Below are 20063 nucleotides of genomic sequence, written 5' to 3'. Positions count from 1 at the left end.
AGTAATACATTTATGTCTACCCCATTAACTGAAGTTCTCGATTTAATGACACAAACGCTCGAACAGTTGCGCGAGTGTCAGCACCATGAATTGACCGCTGTAGTTGAGCGCGAGCATGCGCGCGTAGCCGAATTGACAGACATCAAAGCGACGCTCGTTGAGCAACTACAAGAGTACGACGCATTTATCGCGCAACATCCTGATAAATCATTACTTCAATCTGACGACGAGCTCGCTGCTCAGATGCGTATCATTAATGACTTACTGGCGCGTGTAAAACAGCAAAGCGATGTTAACGAGCAGGTTGTCAACCGCACACTCTCTAATATCGAGCAGCTTAAGCAAACGATTATTCGTCATGCCTCTCAAGCCCGCGGCGATACCGTCACTTACGATTCTAAAGGTCGTATTCGCTAAAGAATTCTACGCTGTTGCCGTTAACCTTTGTAATCATCCTTTATGGGTTCTAACGAGGTTTGTATGAAGCGGTCAGCATCAATTGCGTTCGTATTTTCTACGTTGGTGGCGCTATCCGGTTGTAGTTTAGTGCATGACCAACAATACGTTGAGTGGGAAACTAAAACACCCGATACTTTTCCTGTGTTAACGGCAACGGGGTTTGCCCCCATCGATGCGCAACCTGGCGAAACGCCTCAACATAAAGACCTCGCCGCAATGCGCGCATCCAAGCTCGAAGCCTATCGCGAGCTCGCCGAGCAAGTTTATGGTCAACGTATTTCCGGCAATACCTCAGTACAAAATTGGTCGCTGGGCAACGACCAATTTCAAGCATCGGTTGATGGTGTTATCCGCGGAGCTGAGGTCGTACGAACCTACACAGTAGGCGATTATTATGCCACTGAGCTGCGTCTTGATTTTGCGAAGGTGCATCAGTTGTACGAGAGTACGAGTCGTAAGCAAACCATTAAACGTGTGGTCTACTACTAATTTTGGTCTAATTCTTGCTTGCTTTAATCACACAGCCCTTGAGGGTCATTGATTAAAGGTTTTTCTATGCTGCGTACGTTGATTATTGGCATTATCGTCGGAATTATGACACTCCCTGTGTTTGCCCGTGTCATTGAGGTGGAAGGTAGTGCTCGCATTGTGGGAGGAGATACTCAGGCAGCTCGGGATCAGGCTATTGAGAACGCACTCCAGCAAGCGTTGATGATGACCGGAAGTACGATTCGTTCGAATCAACTGGTTGTTAACGGTGTCATACAAAACCAAGAAACTGAACTCGCGGCTTCCGGAGAGCTTGAACGAGTTGAAGTCTTGCGTGAAGAAACCCGAGATGGTCGCGTATTCGTGCTCGTTCAAACCGAGATTTGGTCTAATCAGGACAGTTGTGCAGGTCAACGCTACAAAGCCGGTGTCACTATTGCTCCGTTCGAATTTTCGAATCGCGAACATGCTGCGTACGGACAGGTGTGGGACTTGGGTGAAGTGGCGGCTCAGCATCTTGCACGGGATATCGCCCGACAAAGCGAGCAACTTTTTGTCACTCATACATTAAAACGTCATGCCGGACTTCAGGCAGCACTGGATGGACTGAACTTAAATGAAGTCGGTCGTATCGGACGTCAGATTGGGTACGCCAATGACAGTCAATTTGTCATTTTAGGTATTTTTGACGACCTTTCGGTGACCGAAAACAACGCATTCTTGGGCGTATTCGATCAGCAACCAACACGGCATTTTTCTCTCACCCTGTATTTGCTCGACGCAATGAGTGGCGAACTCATTACTCGCGCACGCGTCGAGGATGCTGAACCTTGGACGTTCTCGCGTAATGCTCAGGTTGATGTCGCGACTAATACGTTTTGGAACGCACCCTTTGGTGTCTCACTTGCCTCATCCTTAGAAGAGCTGGCGACAGGGATACAGATGCAAGTGCAGTGTAAACCCACCCGTGGTCGAGTTGTTTGGCATGATCGGCAAAAGATCCAGGTCAACCTGGGCTCATCGCATGGGGTGAAGGTCGGTGACACATTAAAGGTGGTTCATCCTAGCAACTATGTCGACGCGCAAGGACATTTTCGTCAGCGCTGGCAGGTTAGTCGTTTTACCGTTACGGTTGAACAGGTGCAGCCTGATAGTGCAGTCGCCTCTCTCGACAATACTGATGTATTAACCAATGTGCAGATCAACGATTGGGTGATCCCCGCCGTGTCGAAAAACACGAGTTCGAGATAGTGGTTGGCTGGAAAGCTTAATCTGAGTCTGGCATACTTTGCCAGCTCACTCGGTTGTCCCCGTAGCTCAGCAGGATAGAGCAGCCGCCTCCTAAGCGGCAGGTCGCAGGTTCGACTCCTGCCGGGGACGCCAGGTTTACTGAATTATTGATGACGTTTTGTTAAAAACTCAATGAGCGGCTCAAACCGCAGCGGTGTTGCTTCAAGATAACCTTGCATAATGTCTGCCTGAAGTTTTTTGACCTCTGCCTTTTCCGATAGTGTTTCCACGCCTTCAGCAACAATTTTAAGCCCTAGCTCATGAGACATACTGGTGATACCTCTCACTATCGCTTGATTTGCTTTATGGGTATCGATATCACGGATAAAACTACGGTCGAGCTTGACGTCCGAAATAGGCATTTGCGTGAGGTATCTCAAGTTTGAGAAGCCTGTACCAAAATCATCCAGCGCGATCGCGATTCCTTTATCGGCTAATTTGTCGAGCGTCGCGACAGCCGTTTGCGCGTTTCGTAACATCATTGACTCGGTGATTTCTAACTTAATATCACTGGGCTTGATGTTTGTCTCCAACATGACGCGCTCAAGTTGTTCCATGAAGTCCGAACGTGAAATATGAACCGTTGAGACATTCACCGATACACGCGCTCCTTCAGCTAAGTAAGGCTTTATTTTGTGCCAATCACTAAAAGCCTGGCGCATGATCCAATAACTGAGCGGGATAATTTGGCCAGAACTCTCGAGGATGGGGATAAACTCGGCGGGCGATAAGCCGTCAATATCGGGATGGCGCCAGCGTACTAGTGCCTCGATGCCACAGACCGTCTCTGCTTCAAGGCAAATTTGAGGTTGATAGACCAAATGAAATTGTTGCTTATCGAGACCTTTTTGCACGGTGTTGCGAATTAATAGTGCTCGGTTCACCTCATCATTGAGCGCTTTATCGAACCACTGGAAGGTGTTTCTGCCGGCGCGCTTAGCTTCAAACATGGCAATGTCGGCCTGCTGAATCATGATTTCTGCGCGTGCCGTGCGATCTTGACAATAGGTCAATCCAGCACTTGCGGTAATGTAGAGATCAGTACTGTCAATTTTGTACGGTCGGGCAAGGTCATCGAGGATACGCTGTGTCACCGTTGCTGCATCTTGGCGCGCTTCTAAACCGGTAAGAATAATGAGAAACTCATCACCGCTTAATCGCGTTAACGTATCGGAGTTACGCAACTGATTCCGAATCCGCCCTGCCACAACTTGTAATAGCTTATCGCCCATTTCGTGACCTAAGCTATCGTTGATCGCTTTGAATCCATCTAAATCAATAAATACAACCGCGGTCAGTGTTTTTTCACAGGCGTCTGATGAGCAGTGCCGCTGAAGACGTTTTATAAACTGATTACGGTTGGGTAAGCCGGTTAATGGGTCATGCTGTGCCAAAAACGGCAAATGCTCTGAACCGCTTAATTTCATATTAAACGGATGCAGATAAATCAAGAAGTGGCGCTCACCGTTATCGGTCACGGCAATAGCGCAATAATAAATAGGCTGTCCGCTTATTTCATTGGGCTGAAAGGATCTTGAAAAAAACTGTTTATCGTCATTTGGGAGGTGCACCGCAAGCTGCTTACCAATATCGACATTATTTGCCAGTAGATCTTGAGCGCCTTGGTTTGCGAACGTGACAATACGGTCGCTGTCGACAATGACGATCGCGATGCGACTATTATCAAAAATCTCATAACGCTCACACGTTTGGTGCATAAACCATTCCTTTAGCTCATTTTTTATACATAATTAAAAAGAGACTTACTACTATTCGTTTAATGTTTCTTAATTAATAGTAGCACTGTTTGTAATAGGCAACGCTAGTCTTAATATCATACTCATGCGTTGTTTTTTTACTTAGAGTATCGTGTGTTTTAAACCTTCCTTGTTTTGCTATGAGTATCATGTTTATTAAAGCTTACGCAAGCGTTGCTATTTTTTGTAAAAGGGGAGCTTTATTAACTCGATATAAGGTGTGTTCTGTTTTTCGTTGCGATACGCTTGTAAGCCAATATCGACGTGATCAGACCCCGCGCTCGCTCGATCGGTGTAACTACCAAATAGCCAGTCCCACCAGACTACACTGAAGCCATAATTACTATTCGTCTCGCGTTTAAGACTACTGTGATGAATACGGTGTAATTCTTGAGTAATAAGAATTTTACGTACAATCGATTCGAGCTTTGGAGGTAGCTGCACATTACCATGATTAAACAACGAGCAAGCGTTTAAAGTTATTTCGAATATCAATACAGCACTCGCCGGTATACCCAGTAAGGTGATCGTAGCGGCTTTAATGGCCAAGCTGAGCAACATCTCAATCGGGTGAAAGCGCACCCCAGTAGTCACATCAAAGTCTGGATCTGCGTGATGTACCCGATGCAAACGCCATAGCCATGGTATACGGTGGAACGCTCGATGTTGCCAATACAGTACAAGATCCAGTGCAATTACACCCAAAACAATGGCGAGCCACAATGGTCGCTCAAATTGATTAAACACGCCCCAGCTGTTGTCAGTGACCCATAAAGCAATCCCTGTTAAGCCAATCGGAGCAACTAAGCGCATGAGCACACTTGATGTGAGGATCAGAGCAAGATGACTGCGCCAACGATGCCAGCGACTCACTCGCGCTACACGTTTAGGCTGTCTTGCTTCCCATAAAAGCATGAGTGCCAGTACACCGAGAAAAATGCTTAATCGAATCCATGTTTCCATCGTTTTACTCGTATGCCTTGAGCGTTTTAAAGCCGGCCCAAATACGTGTTGTCGTCGTTACCCAACACACCCCGCCAAATAACCAAGCGATGATGCCAAAATGCTGCGGCAGTAAACACAACACAATAAAAACTGCGAAGGTTTCAAAACCTTCGGCAAGTCCGCCCATGTAATACATCGACTTGTTCGGATAATGCGGGTTGTCCACCCCCCGTTTAGACGCCTGCACAGCAAAGGCTAAAAAGCTGGTGCCAGTGCCAACGAAAGACAACATTAAGAAGAGTCCAGGTAACAAGTGCTCGTGTGGACTATTTAAAATAAACCCGACCACCACCGCTTGATAGAAAATAAAGTCCAAGACAATATCTAAAAAACCACCTGCATCGGTTGTTTCAGTACACCGAGCAACGGCACCATCAAGCCCATCTGCAATACGATTGAATAAAATCGCGATAAGCGCCAGCTCAAACGCACCCACGGCGAGTAGTGGCAGTGCCAACATACCTATAATAAACCCTATTAGGGTCACTTGATTCGCCGTTATAGAACGCGCAGCGATCCATTGTCCGGGTTTATTGAGCAACCGATGCAATGGCGGAATCAAGTAGCGATCAATCATAGTAGTAATCTTCTAAGTTGACGATGTTGCCGGGGGCATCCTGTACGTCATGCGTCACCAAGATGGCAGGCATGCTGGCTGCTGTCAGCGTTGTCCAAGTAAAATCGCGTATGGTCTTTCTTAGTTTTACGTCGAGCGCTGAAAAGGGTTCATCAAGCAGTATACTCTTAGGCGCCGATGCAAGACTGCGTAACAAGGCAATGCGGGCTGCTTGACCACCGCTGAGCTCCGTTGGGTAGGCCGTGGCGTAGTCCGTGAGTGCAACCGAATCTAGCTCTTGTTTTACCCAGTCGTGCCGCGCTGCATCATCACCCTGCTTAGTAGCGAGTGCAAACAATAGGTTTTGCTCGACGGTCATGTGCGGAAATAAATCCACTTGCTGTGTCACTAACCCTATCTGTCGGCTCTCAATTGGTAACGCTCCTACATCCTCGCCGTTGAGTTTGATCTGACCTTCAATCGTGATGTCAGGTTGCGGTACACCCAGTATCCACTGTAATAAACTTGATTTACCAATACCGCTGGCACCTGTCAGCGTCAGTACTTCACCGGCTGATACAGTCAGCGATGGAATCACTAACTGATGATATTTAAACACCATAGTGAGATGATTAATTTCGAGCACGTGTCCCCCATAAAGCCAACATGAATACGATCCAAACACTCGCCCATTGTGCCAGCGCATAGACACTACCGAGTCGCCAATCCCCGCCCGATGCAATACTGACAGCCTCAGTGGTCAACGTAGGATGGGTCACCGGCGCCAGCCATTGAGTTGGTAAATATTGAGCTACACTGATAGAAAATGCCATCGCCCAAGCTAAAGCTAATGGTCGCTTTAACATGGGGGCTAATACTTTAAACCATGCCGCCCAAGGACCATAGCCCAGACTGCGCGCCTGCCAGAGCCACCGTCTAGGATACGCATGGTAAGCTCCGTGCAATGTTAAGTACGCATAAGGAAAACAAAACACAGTATGAGACCATAACAACCCAATCAACCCGCTATCGGGTCCGATAGTCTGTTGCCAGCCCAAAACCAAAACTAATTGCGGCACCATCAGCATTGCCAGCCAGCCAACGTGCAGTTGATGTTGCTGACGTTGCGCCTGCACTTCCAATAGTGCGACGGCTGACAACCAAGCTAGCGTGGCACTTAGTACGGCGAGTATCCAAGTGTTGTAAAGCAAAGGTGCGATATAGGGCCATTCGGCGAGCCAACGTGACCATTGCCAACCCTGCGGCCACAAGGACGGATAAAACCATGACTGCTGAACTGACTGCAGTAATAAACTCATAAAAATAATGACTGCCAATCCCGCCCAAAACCAAGGGAGACCCGCACGTTTACCTGTGGTTTGAGCGACGGGTGTCCGCTTTCCGCTTGCAGCAAGGGAGCTAAGCCAACGCTGCAGTACCCATTCGACGACACGTAGCACGACTAAGGTGACTATAGCCACAAGCACCAAAAGCAACGAACCCCAATGGACTAATCCTTGCGTATTGCTAGTAAACTGCCAGTTCAGCTCAAACACTGCCTGTGCCAAAAGTGCGGGCGCGTTAGGCCCAACGAGCAATGGAATGTCGACCACAGACACGGTGTAAATGGCAATGATGTAAAGCGGCAAACGGATTCGTCTAAGTAAAGCGGGTACGACTATCAACCACCAAAACCTGCGGCGACTGTAACCTAACGCCTGTGCTTGCTGTTGCCAGCGTAGAACGGGCATTTGTTGAACATTCGCCTGCGTCATTAGTATTAAAAATGGTAGTTCTTTGAGCACTAACACCACCATCAGGGTAAAGGCGCTTTTGCTACTGAGCCAACTGGACTGTAAGGGCCCTTGCCACATGGGTAATAACGCGTCGACGATACGCACTAACCAACCCGACGGACTCACGAGCCATAATAGACCAATGGCGAACGCAACATGGGGGACGGCAATAAAGCTCGCCCACGTCGCACTGAGGCGCTTACCCCGAGCCAAGCCAAGGGCACCAAAAAGTACTATCAGGCTGGTTATCAACGTCACCGCGAATGTCAGCAAGGCACTACCGCTCAACGCCCTGAATGCATCGCTCAACGCCCCTTCAAAAGACGCCGTTGTGCTTTGCCAGAGCACAACGCCCAACGGCAGTATTAACCACAGCAATGCTATTGCTACGCGCACCATACGACTTATCATTAGCGCGGATATCGTTGTTGCCACTGTTGCTCTAAATAGGTTTGCCAACTGACATGAAACTCCGCCGCGACTGGCAGCATCGCCGGCGTATCGGGTAGCGCGATATCCAATACTGTCGGGTCGCCCCAGCCCGATAAGTCAGCTTTTTTGCGTTGTGCGGCCTCTGATAGGAAAAAGGTAATCACCTGCTTCGCGGCCTGGGGATGACCACTGCTCTTTGGAATCGCTAAATAATGACTATTGGTGATAGCCGCGTCGCCTAAGGTGATGCGTTTGGTGCCCGCCGGCACTCGTCCCTGATTGACGAGTGTTTTAACCTCATTCGGATTAAACGACGGCGCGACATCAAGTTGCTTGTTAGCGAACCACTTTAGTTGTTGTGCCGCACTCGACGGGTAATTCTCGCCGCCTTGCCATAATAACGGCTGTAACTCGTCTAAGTAGGTCCACAAAGGTGCTGTCAGTTTTTCGGCGTCGACCGCATCGACAGGCTTGAGAAATGCTTCATCTTGCTCAGAAAGCGACAGCAATAATGATTTTAAAAACGTGGTGCCATGAAACTCCGGCGGTTTAGGATACGTAATACGACCGGGATGTTCAGCAGCATACTCCAGTAATTCCGCGGCACTGATGTGATCACCGGCAACGCATGTGTTACAGGTCAACAGATAGAACTGTCCGACGCCCCACGGTACCTCGAGGTCGGCGACCGGTTCACCAAAGTCGCTTTGCCAACTCAGCTGATCATTCAATCTCTCTTTAATATTCAGCTCGGTGAGTATCGGCATCAGGCGATCAGCCTCTTTCAACGCATGAAAGTTCTCGCCATTAATCCATATTAAATCGGCGTTGCTCTGACCATCGACCAGTTGTTTGACTACCTCGGCGATATCAGCCACCTTCACGTGTTGTAACTGAATACCTTGCGGTCGCAGTTCCTTGGCTGCCCAGCGAATGTAATCATTAATGGTGGGATTACCGCCCCAGGCATAAAAGTACACGGGGGTCGTTTGTTGTTGCGCAGCGCTCGGCGCAACATAGCCCAAGTACATAATAACAGCCAGTAATAGAGTGAGACGTTTCATGATCGTAACCATCGGTGTAGTTTCTCAACCCACTTTAACAGTTTTTCGGGCGCATGCGCGCGCTTCCACTCACCTGCTGCATATTTGTTCGCCTCAGCCAGAGTGGGGTAACTATGAATAGTTCCAAGAATTTTATTAAGTCCGATCCCCTGCTTCATTGCTAAGACAAACTCGGCCAGTAACTCCCCCGCCTGGGGACCGACAATATTAACCCCTAAAATCGTATCTTTACCCGGCTCAGTCAGCACTTTTACACGTCCGTTGGCATTGCCATCGGCTATCGCGCGATCCAGCTCGGCAATGTCATAGCACGTGGTTTCATAATCAACCTGCTGTGCCTTTGCTTGCTGTTCTGTCAAACCCACATTGGCGACTTGCGGTGAGGTATAAGTGACCCAGGGGATCACCGAGTAATCAACACGAAAGCGTTTGAAACGACCAAACAACGCATTCACCGTGGCATACCATGCTTGGTGTGAAGCAACATGAGTAAACTGATACGGGCCGGCAACATCACCACAGGCATAAATATTGGGCAGGCTGGTTTGCATGAACTCATCGACCTGTATGGTTTTACTCTGCTCAATGCCCAGTTCTTCTAAACCAAAACCTTCCAGATTCGCCTGTCTGCCTAGCGCCAAAAGCACCCGATCGGCGTGCAATGACTGTTCTCCTTGCTCACTTTCGACCGTGAGCTCAACGCCCTGCTCGGTTTGGCTAAAGGCTTTCGCCTGGGTGCCCAGATGCAATGTAACGCCGTCACCTTGAAGCGCGCGTGCAACATAAGTCGACGTATCCGGGTCTTCGTTCGTCAACAAACGCTCACTCATCTCGACCAGATGTACCTCACTGCCCAGTCTTTGAAAAGCTTGTGCCATTTCGCAACCAATCGGTCCACCGCCTAAAATCAATAAGCGTTTAGGTAACTCGCGGAGCTGCCACAGGTTATCCGACGTCAGGTAATCTACTTCGTTGATGCCCGGTAAGTTCGGCACGAGCGGCCGCGCGCCCGTCGCCACTACGATATGTTTAGTAGTTAAGCGACGCAACTCGCCGTCTTGCTTGAGTTCCACTTCCCACGGCGATTTGATGGTCGCTTCACCGAGCTCTACGTTGACACCCAAACCTTGGTAGCGCTCGACCGAGTCATGCGGCTCAATACGTTGTATCACTTGCTGCACTCGCGCAAGCACTTGCTGAAAGTCCACAGATACCGAGTCAACTTTAATACCAAGCTGCTCGCTATGACGCATGTGATGCACTTGATTAGCCACATGCAATAATGCTTTTGACGGCACGCACCCGGTATTAAGGCAGTCACCACCCATTTTGTCGCGTTCAATTAAGGTCACTTTGGCTTTCACCGTTGCCGCGATGTAAGCGCTGACTAAGCCCGCTGAGCCTGCACCAATGACGATAAGGTTATTGTCGTAGTGTTGAGGGCGGGTGAAACCTTTAAACGCCCGACGACGCTTGATAGCTGTAAGTAACCATTTGGCGATCAGAGGAAAGATACCCAATAACACAAACGCGCCAATGAGATCGGCCGAGACCACATCGCCCACTTGTTCAATCTCTGCGAGCTGAGTACCGGCGTTGACATAAACAACGGTACCCAACAACATGCCGACTTGACTCACCCAATAGAATGTCCATGTTCGAATCTGTGTAAGACCTAAAGCCAGATTAATCACAAAAAACGGAAAAATGGGTACCAGCCTTAAGCTCAACAGATAAAAGGCGCCGTCACGCTTGACGCCGCGGTTGATCGCTTCGAGCCGCTGACCAAACTTACTTTGCACCCAGTCTTTTAATAAAAAGCGCGCACTTAAAAAGGCCAGCAAAGCACCGACCGAGCTAGCAAAACTGGCTAGTAACAATCCCCAGCCAAGCCCAAAAATGGCACCGGCACCTAAGGTTAGGATCGTGGCACCTGGGATCGATAACGCAGTGACCAAAACATAAGCGATAAAGTAGATAGCAAAAGTCAGTAACGGTTCCGCCTCAAACCAGCCATTAACACGTGTTTGCTGCGCTTTGAGCGTATCAAGATTGAGATACTGCGTAACATCGAACATCACCGCAGCGACAACGGCCGCGATAATCACCAGCGCCAGCAGAATTTTTTTTACAGACACAACGGCTCCTTCTAAAAGCGGTAATCAACAGTCAGCTGCGCATGGCGCGGGAGTGATGGAAAGGCGAGTGTGGAGCCGAAATAGCCGCCCTCAAACACCGGTGACCAATTTTCTTCATCGGTTGCGTTAAACACATCTAAACGCGCACTCAATTGGGCAGTCACTTGATAAGTCGCGTTTAAGTTCAACATATACTGATCACGAATCATCACAGTCTGCAGGTAATCAAGCGGGTAGCTCTGGGTATAACTCAAATCACCACCCACCGACCACTGTGGTGTTAGCTGCCAACCTGCGACAGCAGACGCTTGCACTTCAGGAACGCCTTGCAAACGTTGGCTCGAGGCTGGAAAGGCCGCAAAGTTAGGCGCACCCACACCGGTACCATTGATAATGTCCGGTCGTGAATTATCAAACAAGTCCGCGACTTGACGCGTATCTTGAAACGCAGCCGAATTATCATAGTGCGCATCTAAGTAGCTAGCCGCCAGTGTTGCCCAAAAGCCGTTTTCATTACGATAGTTCCACTGCGCCTCGACACCCTGTGTGGCAATTCCACTATTAGAGCCGTCACGGTTGCGCAGACTACGTGTTTGATCAAATACCACCACATCGGTATACCAGCGACTGTTGACTGGCGCTATTTTGATACCGATCTCATACAATGTATTTTCGGTGGCGAAATTCTGTGAATCGATGACTTGATTCGCATTTAAAACCGTACCGCCCGCCATTGAATTCGAGGTCGAGTCACTTTCGTACGCTGATGCGTAAACCATCACCGCCGTTGAAAGTTGATACTGAGACGACAGGCTAATCGCACTTAACCAGTCATTGTAACTGTCCTCAGCCGCTTCAAACCCAACGGGTGGCAGCGGATCTTTCGCGGTCACATCGTAGTAATCAAGCCGAGCCCCTGCGGTGACTTGCCAACGCTCAGTCAGTGCCAGCTCATGCTGTGCGAACAGACCCCATTGTTGGCTTAGCGAGTCGGTGGTATCCGATAAGATATAATCGCCCACGCCGTCGCCATCGTTGTCATAGTTGGTGCCTGGTGATACAAATAAGCCGGGGCGCAACTCCACTAATTGGGCTTGTTGCGCTGCTGTCAGCGGAATGCGGCGATTTGAAATAGGACCGGTCAGGTCAGTCGGTAAATCGGCTTCCGTACTGAACTGGCTGTAACCCAACACATCATTGATGCGTAAGTTGATGCCTACAATAGAGCGATCGTTAATATGCAATTCAGCCCGGTTTTCGAATGTATGTGCGCCATCAATAATCTCAACAAAGCTGTTTTGGTTAATCCCTTCACGCTCTAAGTATTGATAATAGGTCCGGTTTACAAAAATAAGTGCGTCAGACCATTGCTGCTGAAACGTCGAATGAACCAACGTCGTTTTGGCATTATTGATATCCGCCGGATCGGTCAGTACGCGACTGCGATCAATTTCCACCTCGCCCGTCGGGCTGACGACAGCGTAGGGCCCGGGCACGGTAGAACCATTAGGCTGTACACCTTGTCCGGTAATATAAAGGTTGTCATCGATGAGCGCTTGGGTGGGACGGTTGATACCCGCGTTGTCAGTCCACTCAACATCATAGTATTCAAGCCCGATATCCCACTCCGTGCGGCTGTTCGGCGTAAAGCGATAGGCGACAAATACATCATCGCTACGAGTCGAGGTATAGTCGTAAAAGCTATCATGGTCGACAAACTCAGCACTGACACGTAACCCATGCTTATCACGCTTAAGCACTTCGTTATGGTCGAGTTGCAGACGATATTGACTCCACTGACCCCATTCACCGCGAATCCGTGAGCGCTCTTTATCTGTCAGTGCCTTTTTCGGCAACAAATTAACAAAGCCACCGACGCGCTGGGTCGTACCTAGCATCACCGGTGGTGCTCCTTTCACTACGGCAATCCCTTCGATACTATTAAACGACATTGGCACACCCAAGCCATTGTTACCGGCTTGACGGCGCATACCCGCCTCGAATAGCTCACCGAGTTGCCCACGCATACTCGGGAGTGATGGATTACCAAAACCTGCAGCTGCAAAACTGTTGGGGGCAAACCGAGCAATATCATGTAGATCATTAATTGCCGCTTGGTCCATGAGTGACCGCGATATCATGGTGGCCGAGCGCGGGATCTCCTGCAATGCATTCGATAGCCCAAACAGGCCCTCAATAGGTTCTTCACTCGGCAATACCAGAGTTTCCCCTTCGCCGGTGACCTCGATAATTTCGATAGGTTCTTGTGCCATTACCGACACCGGAAGCAGTGCCAACCACGCGTACTTCATCGGGAAATCCTTTTTATAGCTGACTTAAGAAAGAGCGTATACGTTCTGCATTTTTACCCACATCACTGCGACCCACGCGTGACTTACTGCGAATGTCGAGCAGTGTTTCGTCATTTTGCGCCTGAATGCGGATCACCACGTCGTCTTTAAAACCAAACCATGTTGTTGTTGCTGTTGCCTCAATCCGATGTTGCTCATCCGACGTATCGATAATTTCCCAGCCCATATTCTTAGCCACCGTCAATGCCTGCTGATAGAGCTCGTCCGGTGATTTAGAAGAAACATAGGTGGTAATGTCGGGATACGCTTCTTTTTGTTGCTTTGCTGTTTCCTCACCCGCGTATTCCACTGGATTAGGCGCGTTAGCACGCAAAGGTGCAATAGCCACAAATTCAGGCGGGTTAACTGTATCCGTTGAGATATCATGAATAGGCGGCACCGAGGTTGCCGTTTGGTACTGCGTATAAGGTAAATAAAACGCAATAAATGCAGCAATAATAGCTAAAACGCTAAGCCCTGCGCGAGCGCCCTTAGGTCGGCGCACGAATAACGCAATAATGTTTAATATGCCCGCACCGATGGCAAGGTACACAGCCCAACGCAACAACGTGAAGGCACCACCTAAAGTGAGCCATTCGAGTTGATAAAGCGGGCCGGACAAGCCGATTAAAATAAGAGAAAGTAACCCAAGAAAAATTAAGATGGAGTGCAACGCTTTCATAGTCTGTCCCGAACAAATTATTGTTTTATAAGATATTAGACTACGAAAGCGTGGTTAAGCCAGATCAACGAATAATAGGTTGTCCTTCAGATGAGTTAAGACGTGCCGCATCAACGCGCGGAATATAAATGCTCCCCGTACTAACAACATGTCGACTGTTAATATCGACCAAGCGAGCGTTTGCTAAGATTCCGTCACGATAATAGCTATACGTACCGACAACAACATGGGTGATGGGCATGATTTCATCGACTTCGAGGTAGTCGCGTGTTAAGGCAAAGTCTCCTTTGGGCGTAACACGAATAAAGTCCGTTGTTTTGTAATCAATAATGGGCACTTCTCGGCTCGCGAGCTCACCACGCAACTGCTCAGACATCGCTTGCGCCAGTATCGATGCTTGCTGATAAGATGACTCTACACCGACAAAGTCCGTGACGCCGACGTGTGTCTGCGATAAATCGATTTGACTGTTTGCTACCAATTGCTGCGCCAACTGCGTACTGTAGCTATTGATGGGCGCGGGTATTGCGCTTTTGCCGTTATCATCGTAGCGGACTTTTTGCTCCGGCTTAGGTAAAACTGTACAGGCGCTCAAACTCAATGCCGCCGCTATCAAAAGAGTTAATCGCATACTTTTCTCCTACCGACTTCTTTGCAGATGACCATCGATGATCTGGGCACTTTTATTCGGCCAATATAAATGCTTGGGTACATAATGATTAGCAGCCGCCAGCACCGATTGAGAGCGACGATCGAGCACCCGAATGCTGAGCATTACACCATCATCTTCTCGGCTCATGGTCCCCACTAATACCCAGTCTAAGTTGGGATTAAGATTTAACTGCTGTTTATCATTGGTTAGCATCGTCGCCCCCGCAGATGTCAGCGTCACACCATTCTGAGCGCGAAAGTCGATAAGCTTGACATTTCGCTCTGTCAGATGGCTATACAGTGCTTCACTGACTTCATGGCTGACGGAATACAATGCGTTTTCAGACGTCGGTAATTCAAGCGTGTCGGACATCACCCAACGTGTAATCCCTACTTGGGCATGCGCTTGGCGAGGTGATGATTGATTTAACTGTGTTACCAGTTGTTGCGCTAACCTATCAGCGATCTCGTCATACGGACTAATTGAGTGCGCTTTAGCTGGCAGCACCATTAAGCTGAGTAATATAACCAATACACGCATAAGGTATCTCTGAATTAAGAGTGATGGTGTTGTATCGGCTCGAAATCGAAATAATTTAGTTGGTTAGTGCGCTTAACTAATGCCTAGTCGTTTAAATAGACCTTCGCGGTAGGACTGACCGATACGTATCTCGTCATTATTACTTAACACGAGAAGCGTCAGTCTGCCTAATTCGCTCGTGAGTTCTCTCACATGATTTAAGTTGACGATAACACTGCGGTGCGCTCGGTGAAAACGATTACCGCAAAGCGTATCTGCCACATTTTTCATAGTATCGCGGTGAAGGAGTCGTTCATCGGGAGTGTGAATTTCAACATAATTGGCGGCCCCTTTAATACAGATAATATCGTCGACAGGAATGAAAACGATTTTACCTACCATCCTTACGGGAAATACGTTATCCATACTACGCCAGCATCCATCAGGCTCAGAAAGGTTTAGAACCTGATGGTATGGCACCCAGTTCAAGATGGGATATTTTGTGACTAACACGACATCATTCAACCTAAACGCATCAAATAACATGATTAATAATGCCGTATTTTGTTCTATCTCTCTGTAAGACAAACATAAAAAAAGCCCTCCGAAGAGGGCTTTTTGATTGCGTTTTTTACACTTAGAAACTAAGTGATGCGCGAAGGTATGCGAAACGACCAATGTTGTCGTAGATTGCAGAGCCTGCGCCAGTACCTGTTGTATAACCTGGTAACTCACGGTTGAAGAAGTTATCAACACCTAAAGTAAGACCTAGGCCATTATCGAACTTGTAACCCGCTGTTACGTCAGTAATGACATAAGTGCCATACTGCATTTCGTTACTTGGGTTAGGGTTCGTCTCAAGACTGGTTGGATCGTACAAGTTTACACGGTCAACGTAACGAGTGGTTGTGCCAAACGTCCAGTTGTCGATGCCGTACTGTACAGACAATTGCATTTGCAAGTCTTGGTCACCCAAAACGCCCGCGTAATCAGTGTAGTTATCAGGCTCGTCAGCAAATGGGTAGTCTTTTGCTTCGATTGTGTACGTACCGATTAAGTTAGTGCGGAACTGACCACCTAACGCATCAAAGTCGTACGCGAACTCGAAGTCAACACCTGAGTTCAATGAACGCGCGATGTTCAGTGCGAAACCACGGATCAATGTAATCTCAGACGTATCTGGGTCACGTGTGATCAGGTTACAGAACTGGTTATCGATAGTCTCAGCATCCACACAACGGTTTAGGATAGTTTGGAAACCAATGCCACTAATCGTGTCATCGATGTCGATTTCCCAATAGTCAACTGTTGCAGAGAAACCTTCCAACCATTCTGGTGAATAAACGAAACCAGCAGTGATTGATTCTGATGTTTCTTCGCTCAAGTCTGGGTTACCACCCACTAATGTCTCAAGTGTTGCTGAGTCATAGTTCGAATCGAAGTCCGCAGGTACACCTAACGCCGCACAGTTAGCTTCACGACGCGCACGGCCGTCTGCTGATAGCTGAGCTAAGTTAGACACTTTACACGGATCGTCAACACCTGCGAATGACTGGCTTTGGCCTGAGAACAATTCATCGATGTTTGGCGCACGGATCGCTTCAGAGTATGTGAAACGTGAACGTAATTCATCGCTGATAGTCCAGTCTAAACCAACTTTCCACGCAGTAGCGCCGCCGATGGTTGAGTAGTCTGCGTAACGCACTGCAGCATCAAAGTTCAGGTGTTGTACCATGAACATGTCACGTAACAATGGAACGCTGATCTCACCAAAGATTTCTGAAACGTCGTATTGACCGTCCGTTTCGCCCAGTGCGTTAAAGAAGGTAGCACCCGTTTTTGCAAAGGGGTCTTCGACCGTTACACTTGATTCATCACGGTACTCAACACCACCCGCAAAACCGATGTGACCGGCTGGCAATTCATACAAGAATGAATTTGAGAAGGTTGCGTTAAATACAGTTTGTTCGATTTCAGAGGTACCGACAGAAGTCGTAGTAACGTAGTCTTGCGACGCTTGGCTTGCCATGCCCAAACCGAATGGGTTGAAAGGCACACAACCATCAGCACGTGCTTCTTCGCTACGACATACGATGTTACCGGTTTCGTCTTCAACCGCGTCCAGTGCCCACTCCATGTTCTGGAGGATTACGTTAGCACCATTGACACGTTCGATGTCTGATTTACCCCACACCAATGAAACGTCATAGCTCCAATCTTGGTTGAGCATACCGTCAAAGCCGATAACTGCGCGTTTTGTTTCACGCGTGTTTTCTTCGATACGACGACCTGCATCATCGTACATACGGTTCAAACCAAGGAAAGGTACGCCAAGCTCATCCATTTGTGATGCCAACGCTTCTGGCAAGAATGGGTTGTCACGTTTGAACAAGTAAGGGTAGTTATCCGCTGCGGCACCCGTTGAGAAGAAGCGGAAGAATGGCTGACCGATATTTTGACCTTCACTCTTAACGTACTTCGCGTTCCAGTACATGTTCACGTCTTGCGTAAACTCATAGTTACCTTTGAGGTTATAGTTTACACGTGAGAATTCTGGCTGTACTTCGCTGTAACGACGTAAGTTGATGTAATCACAGTCTTGACAGTACAATCTAGCCGTATCGTTTACATCGCCGATATAGGTATCGCGATAAGAACCGTCTGGGTTAAATGTACCTAAGATACCGCCGGTGAACGGGTCCCATACAGTACCTTGATTAGAAATCGCATAGTAACCTGCATTAGGCACTACGATGTTGTCTGGGTATGCTGGATCGTCGAGTTGATCTTCGGTACGCGGGCCGTACAGCGCTTCATAACGCATGCTAGCCGTTGACGTTGCAGTCCACGGGTTATCCAACGCATTTAATGAGTCTTGTGCGTTGTATTCTGCTGATACCGCGATGTTACCTTTACCACCGGCAAATGCAGTACCGTATGAGAAAGTATACTTCTCGTTTGAATAGTCGCTGTTTTCAGCGTAACCTCGAGTGGCGGTAACGTCTAAGCCTTCGACGTTCTTCTTAAGGATAAAGTTGACAACACCTGTTACAGCGTCGGCACCGTATACCGCAGACGCGCCGCCGGTGATGATCTCAACGCGATCAATCCAAGCACTTGGAATGGTGTTGGTATCAACCGAGCTAGAACCTGGCGCTGAAGCCACGTGACGTTTACCGTTGACCAATACCAACGTACGGTCAGTACCCATGTTACGTAGGTTCAGTGTACTGATACCTGCCGTACCGATGAAACGGCCTGAGTTAGCAAGTGTGAATGTTGTTGCCAATGCAGGTAAGCGACTCAGTACTTCACCGATGTTCATTGCACCGGTTTCAACGAGATCGTCACCGCTGATTACGGTAACAGGACTAGGTGCTTCGGCACCAATACGGCCGATACGCGAACCAGTAACCTGAATACGTTCTTCAACTTGTGCGTTTTCGCTTTGTACAACTTCCTGCCCAGAAGCAGAAACGACCACGTCTTGATCGTCTTGCTGAGCATCTTGTGCTAAAGCAGGTGCTGCGATAAACGCAGAGCTAACACCCGCCATCAAAATCGTTCTGATAGAACGCGCCAATAATGACTGTTCGTTCATGTTCAGTCTCCCCGAAAATTATTATTATGACGATCCTCTACAACTTGTTAATAGAATCGTTATTCAACGCAGTCCTTTACAAGACTGCGCTCAGGAAGAAGAAAAACACATTTTTACAACAAAGGCAACTTTTTTATAACACTTTTAACAGTTTCTGATCATTACTTGATCGCCTGTAAACAGAAGCCGACTTCACCCGTTTCTGGAAACTCGACGTCTTGTACCATAACTCGTTTGAAGCCTGCCTTTTCAGCAGCTTGAGCGAGGTGATCAGCTGACTTCACTTGCTCTACTGCCTGTATCATGTCGTCCATTTGGGCATAATGAAATTTCATGTTATTGAGAAAATCATTGTATACCTGCCGAGCCTCTAGTTTCTTGCCATTTGAAGCAGCTTGTAAAATATGCCGTACAGCCGGGACAAAATTACTGCGCTTAAATGTTGGGTTATTACGATGCGTATGAGCCAGTTGATCGAGCTTACGCTGCGACAACGCCGCTTGCTTGCCTAACGGCTTTCCACGCGCTTCAAGGATAGAGGTATACAAGTTATATACATGTTTCTCTAAGTGGCGAATCAGTGACGGCATTAATTCATACATTGCTTTGTTATTGCGCACTAATGTTGAGTTACTTGAATGCACGAGAGCAACAAGCGCGCCATCCTTCTTGAGTTGCGTATGCAAATGCGTCAGCCCCTCGATTAATGGGCCGTACTCTAAGCCGTAGTGCGAGACCACCGTGCCCAATTTTTTGTTGCCGGTTAATTTAAAGCTTTGATATGGCGTTAGTTCACGAACATCCAGCTCGGGGTTAGTAGGTCTCAATGCCGCGCTATCCACGCCTATTAATTGCCACTTTGATTTGTTCTTTTCATTTTTATATTCGTTCAGCCAGCCAATTAGAATGCCATTCCCGCACCCAATATCGACAATCGGTGACTTCGCTTCAAATTCGCTCATGCGCTCAAACCAAAACTTCCGCATTTGGTAGCGTTGCAACGAGGTATTTTTATTTAAGAAACTCGCTTCCGCTCCTGAACGCCAATAATTATCCCACACGTTATTTACTTGCTTTTTTGTGTTGTTCATATACTGCTCTTGTGGTTATGGTTTTAAACAAACGTCCCTATCATACCCCGATAATCACGCATAAAAAAAGACTCCCGAAGGATAATGCTTGTCAGTTAAGCTAACGACTAGCATTTTTTCTAGGCGACCGCATCGGATAACGTTGCGGTCGCCTTTTTATTGCTCGTGGATAGTGCCGTTC

Annotated in this window: 17 protein-coding genes and 1 tRNA gene; 4 read left to right on the top strand and 14 right to left on the bottom strand. The window is 48.1% G+C overall.

The genetic code is table 11. The features are described from left to right. Positions 1 to 12 precede the first annotated feature (12 nt). From flgN to AWU56_RS06065, 4 genes are all read left to right on the top strand, one after another. Entirely contained in the window at positions 13 to 417 is a 405-nt protein-coding gene (gene flgN, locus AWU56_RS06080; RefSeq protein WP_286682018.1) for a flagellar export chaperone FlgN, read from the top strand. 63 nt (positions 418 to 480) lie between these two features. After that, positions 481 to 948 carry an LPP20 family lipoprotein gene (locus AWU56_RS06075; protein ID WP_006954843.1) on the top strand — a complete coding sequence of 156 codons (468 nt, stop codon included), beginning with the start codon at positions 481 to 483 and terminating at the stop codon, positions 946 to 948. A 66-nt stretch (positions 949 to 1014) separates the two neighbouring features. Further along, positions 1015 to 2199 carry a flagella assembly protein FlgT gene (locus AWU56_RS06070; RefSeq protein WP_006954842.1) on the top strand — a complete coding sequence of 395 codons (1185 nt, stop codon included), beginning with the start codon at positions 1015 to 1017 and terminating at the stop codon, positions 2197 to 2199. Between the two features lie 55 nt (positions 2200 to 2254). After that, a tRNA-Arg gene (locus AWU56_RS06065) sits at positions 2255 to 2331 on the top strand. A gap of 11 nt (positions 2332 to 2342) precedes the next feature. On the opposite strand, the gene AWU56_RS06060 is transcribed toward AWU56_RS06065, so the two are convergent. The 14 genes from AWU56_RS06060 to AWU56_RS05995 all read right to left on the bottom strand — a co-directional run bounded on the left by AWU56_RS06060 (position 2343) and on the right by AWU56_RS05995 (position 19882). Further along, on the bottom strand, positions 2343 to 3956 hold the full coding sequence (locus AWU56_RS06060; RefSeq protein WP_286682017.1) for an EAL domain-containing protein: 1614 nt from the start codon (positions 3954 to 3956) through the stop codon (positions 2343 to 2345). 216 nt (positions 3957 to 4172) lie between these two features. Further along, the gene (locus AWU56_RS06055; RefSeq protein ID WP_286682016.1) at positions 4173 to 4958 is read right to left on the bottom strand and encodes a sterol desaturase family protein; all 786 of its coding nucleotides are present in this window, start codon (positions 4956 to 4958) and stop codon (positions 4173 to 4175) included. Positions 4959 to 4962: 4 nt separating this feature from the next. Then, on the bottom strand, positions 4963 to 5577 hold the full coding sequence (locus AWU56_RS06050; RefSeq protein ID WP_286682015.1) for a CDP-alcohol phosphatidyltransferase family protein: 615 nt from the start codon (positions 5575 to 5577) through the stop codon (positions 4963 to 4965). Then, positions 5570 to 6202 carry an ATP-binding cassette domain-containing protein gene (locus AWU56_RS06045; protein WP_286682014.1) on the bottom strand — a complete coding sequence of 211 codons (633 nt, stop codon included), beginning with the start codon at positions 6200 to 6202 and terminating at the stop codon, positions 5570 to 5572. The genes AWU56_RS06050 and AWU56_RS06045 overlap by 8 nt, the downstream gene beginning before the upstream one ends. After that, on the bottom strand, positions 6189 to 7763 hold the full coding sequence (locus AWU56_RS06040; protein ID WP_286682013.1) for an ABC transporter permease family protein: 1575 nt from the start codon (positions 7761 to 7763) through the stop codon (positions 6189 to 6191). Before AWU56_RS06040 ends, AWU56_RS06045 begins: the two co-directional genes overlap by 14 nt. Next, the gene (locus tag AWU56_RS06035; protein ID WP_286682012.1) at positions 7763 to 8848 is read right to left on the bottom strand and encodes an ABC transporter substrate-binding protein; all 1086 of its coding nucleotides are present in this window, start codon (positions 8846 to 8848) and stop codon (positions 7763 to 7765) included. The genes AWU56_RS06040 and AWU56_RS06035 overlap by 1 nt, the downstream gene beginning before the upstream one ends. Continuing rightward, positions 8845 to 10986 (bottom strand): dihydrolipoyl dehydrogenase, encoded by a 2142-nt coding sequence (gene lpdA, locus AWU56_RS06030; protein ID WP_286682011.1) that lies wholly within the window; start codon positions 10984 to 10986, stop codon positions 8845 to 8847. The genes AWU56_RS06035 and lpdA overlap by 4 nt, the downstream gene beginning before the upstream one ends. Before the next feature lie 11 nt (positions 10987 to 10997). Then, a complete protein-coding gene (locus AWU56_RS06025) occupies positions 10998 to 13298 on the bottom strand; it encodes a TonB-dependent receptor (protein ID WP_286682010.1) in 2301 nt (766 codons plus the stop codon). Positions 13299 to 13311: 13 nt separating this feature from the next. Then, a complete protein-coding gene (locus tag AWU56_RS06020; RefSeq protein ID WP_006954833.1) occupies positions 13312 to 14019 on the bottom strand; it encodes a DUF1499 domain-containing protein in 708 nt (235 codons plus the stop codon). Positions 14020 to 14083: 64 nt separating this feature from the next. Then, positions 14084 to 14650: a FlgO family outer membrane protein gene (locus AWU56_RS06015; protein WP_286682009.1), complete on the bottom strand. Its 567-nt coding sequence runs from the start codon at positions 14648 to 14650 to the stop codon at positions 14084 to 14086. 9 nt (positions 14651 to 14659) lie between these two features. Next, a complete protein-coding gene (locus tag AWU56_RS06010; protein WP_006954825.1) occupies positions 14660 to 15211 on the bottom strand; it encodes a FlgO family outer membrane protein in 552 nt (183 codons plus the stop codon). A 72-nt stretch (positions 15212 to 15283) separates the two neighbouring features. After that, positions 15284 to 15616 (bottom strand): LytR/AlgR family response regulator transcription factor, encoded by a 333-nt coding sequence (locus tag AWU56_RS06005; protein WP_165477441.1) that lies wholly within the window; start codon positions 15614 to 15616, stop codon positions 15284 to 15286. 211 nt (positions 15617 to 15827) lie between these two features. After that, positions 15828 to 18791, bottom strand: a complete 2964-nt coding sequence (locus tag AWU56_RS06000; RefSeq protein ID WP_006954823.1) for a TonB-dependent receptor plug domain-containing protein — start codon at positions 18789 to 18791, stop codon at positions 15828 to 15830. A gap of 161 nt (positions 18792 to 18952) precedes the next feature. Next, positions 18953 to 19882, bottom strand: coding sequence for a class I SAM-dependent methyltransferase (locus AWU56_RS05995; RefSeq protein ID WP_272977271.1), 930 nt, complete (start codon positions 19880 to 19882; stop codon positions 18953 to 18955). Positions 19883 to 20063: the final 181 nt, after the last annotated feature.

This window comes from Idiomarina sp. T82-3 (genome assembly GCF_001577655.1).
Lineage (GTDB): Bacteria > Pseudomonadota > Gammaproteobacteria > Enterobacterales > Alteromonadaceae > Idiomarina > Idiomarina baltica.
Note: the sequence above shows the minus strand (reverse complement) of the source record. Positions and strands in the feature narration are given on the sequence as shown.

Coding starts and splice junctions, on each gene's coding strand:
- AWU56_RS06070 (WP_006954842.1), top strand. CDS start 1,015: ATGCTGCGTACGTTGATTATTGGCATTATCGTCGGAATTATGACACTC.
- flgN (WP_286682018.1), top strand. CDS start 13: ATGTCTACCCCATTAACTGAAGTTCTCGATTTAATGACACAAACGCTC.
- AWU56_RS06040 (WP_286682013.1), bottom strand. CDS start 7,763: ATGATAAGTCGTATGGTGCGCGTAGCAATAGCATTGCTGTGGTTAATA.
- AWU56_RS06000 (WP_006954823.1), bottom strand. CDS start 18,791: ATGAACGAACAGTCATTATTGGCGCGTTCTATCAGAACGATTTTGATG.
- AWU56_RS06010 (WP_006954825.1), bottom strand. CDS start 15,211: ATGCGTGTATTGGTTATATTACTCAGCTTAATGGTGCTGCCAGCTAAA.
- AWU56_RS06060 (WP_286682017.1), bottom strand. CDS start 3,956: ATGCACCAAACGTGTGAGCGTTATGAGATTTTTGATAATAGTCGCATC.
- AWU56_RS06035 (WP_286682012.1), bottom strand. CDS start 8,848: ATGAAACGTCTCACTCTATTACTGGCTGTTATTATGTACTTGGGCTAT.
- AWU56_RS06050 (WP_286682015.1), bottom strand. CDS start 5,577: ATGATTGATCGCTACTTGATTCCGCCATTGCATCGGTTGCTCAATAAA.
- AWU56_RS06025 (WP_286682010.1), bottom strand. CDS start 13,298: ATGAAGTACGCGTGGTTGGCACTGCTTCCGGTGTCGGTAATGGCACAA.
- AWU56_RS06020 (WP_006954833.1), bottom strand. CDS start 14,019: ATGAAAGCGTTGCACTCCATCTTAATTTTTCTTGGGTTACTTTCTCTT.
- AWU56_RS05995 (WP_272977271.1), bottom strand. CDS start 19,882: ATGAACAACACAAAAAAGCAAGTAAATAACGTGTGGGATAATTATTGG.
- AWU56_RS06005 (WP_165477441.1), bottom strand. CDS start 15,616: ATGGATAACGTATTTCCCGTAAGGATGGTAGGTAAAATCGTTTTCATT.
- AWU56_RS06055 (WP_286682016.1), bottom strand. CDS start 4,958: ATGGAAACATGGATTCGATTAAGCATTTTTCTCGGTGTACTGGCACTC.
- AWU56_RS06015 (WP_286682009.1), bottom strand. CDS start 14,650: ATGCGATTAACTCTTTTGATAGCGGCGGCATTGAGTTTGAGCGCCTGT.
- AWU56_RS06075 (WP_006954843.1), top strand. CDS start 481: ATGAAGCGGTCAGCATCAATTGCGTTCGTATTTTCTACGTTGGTGGCG.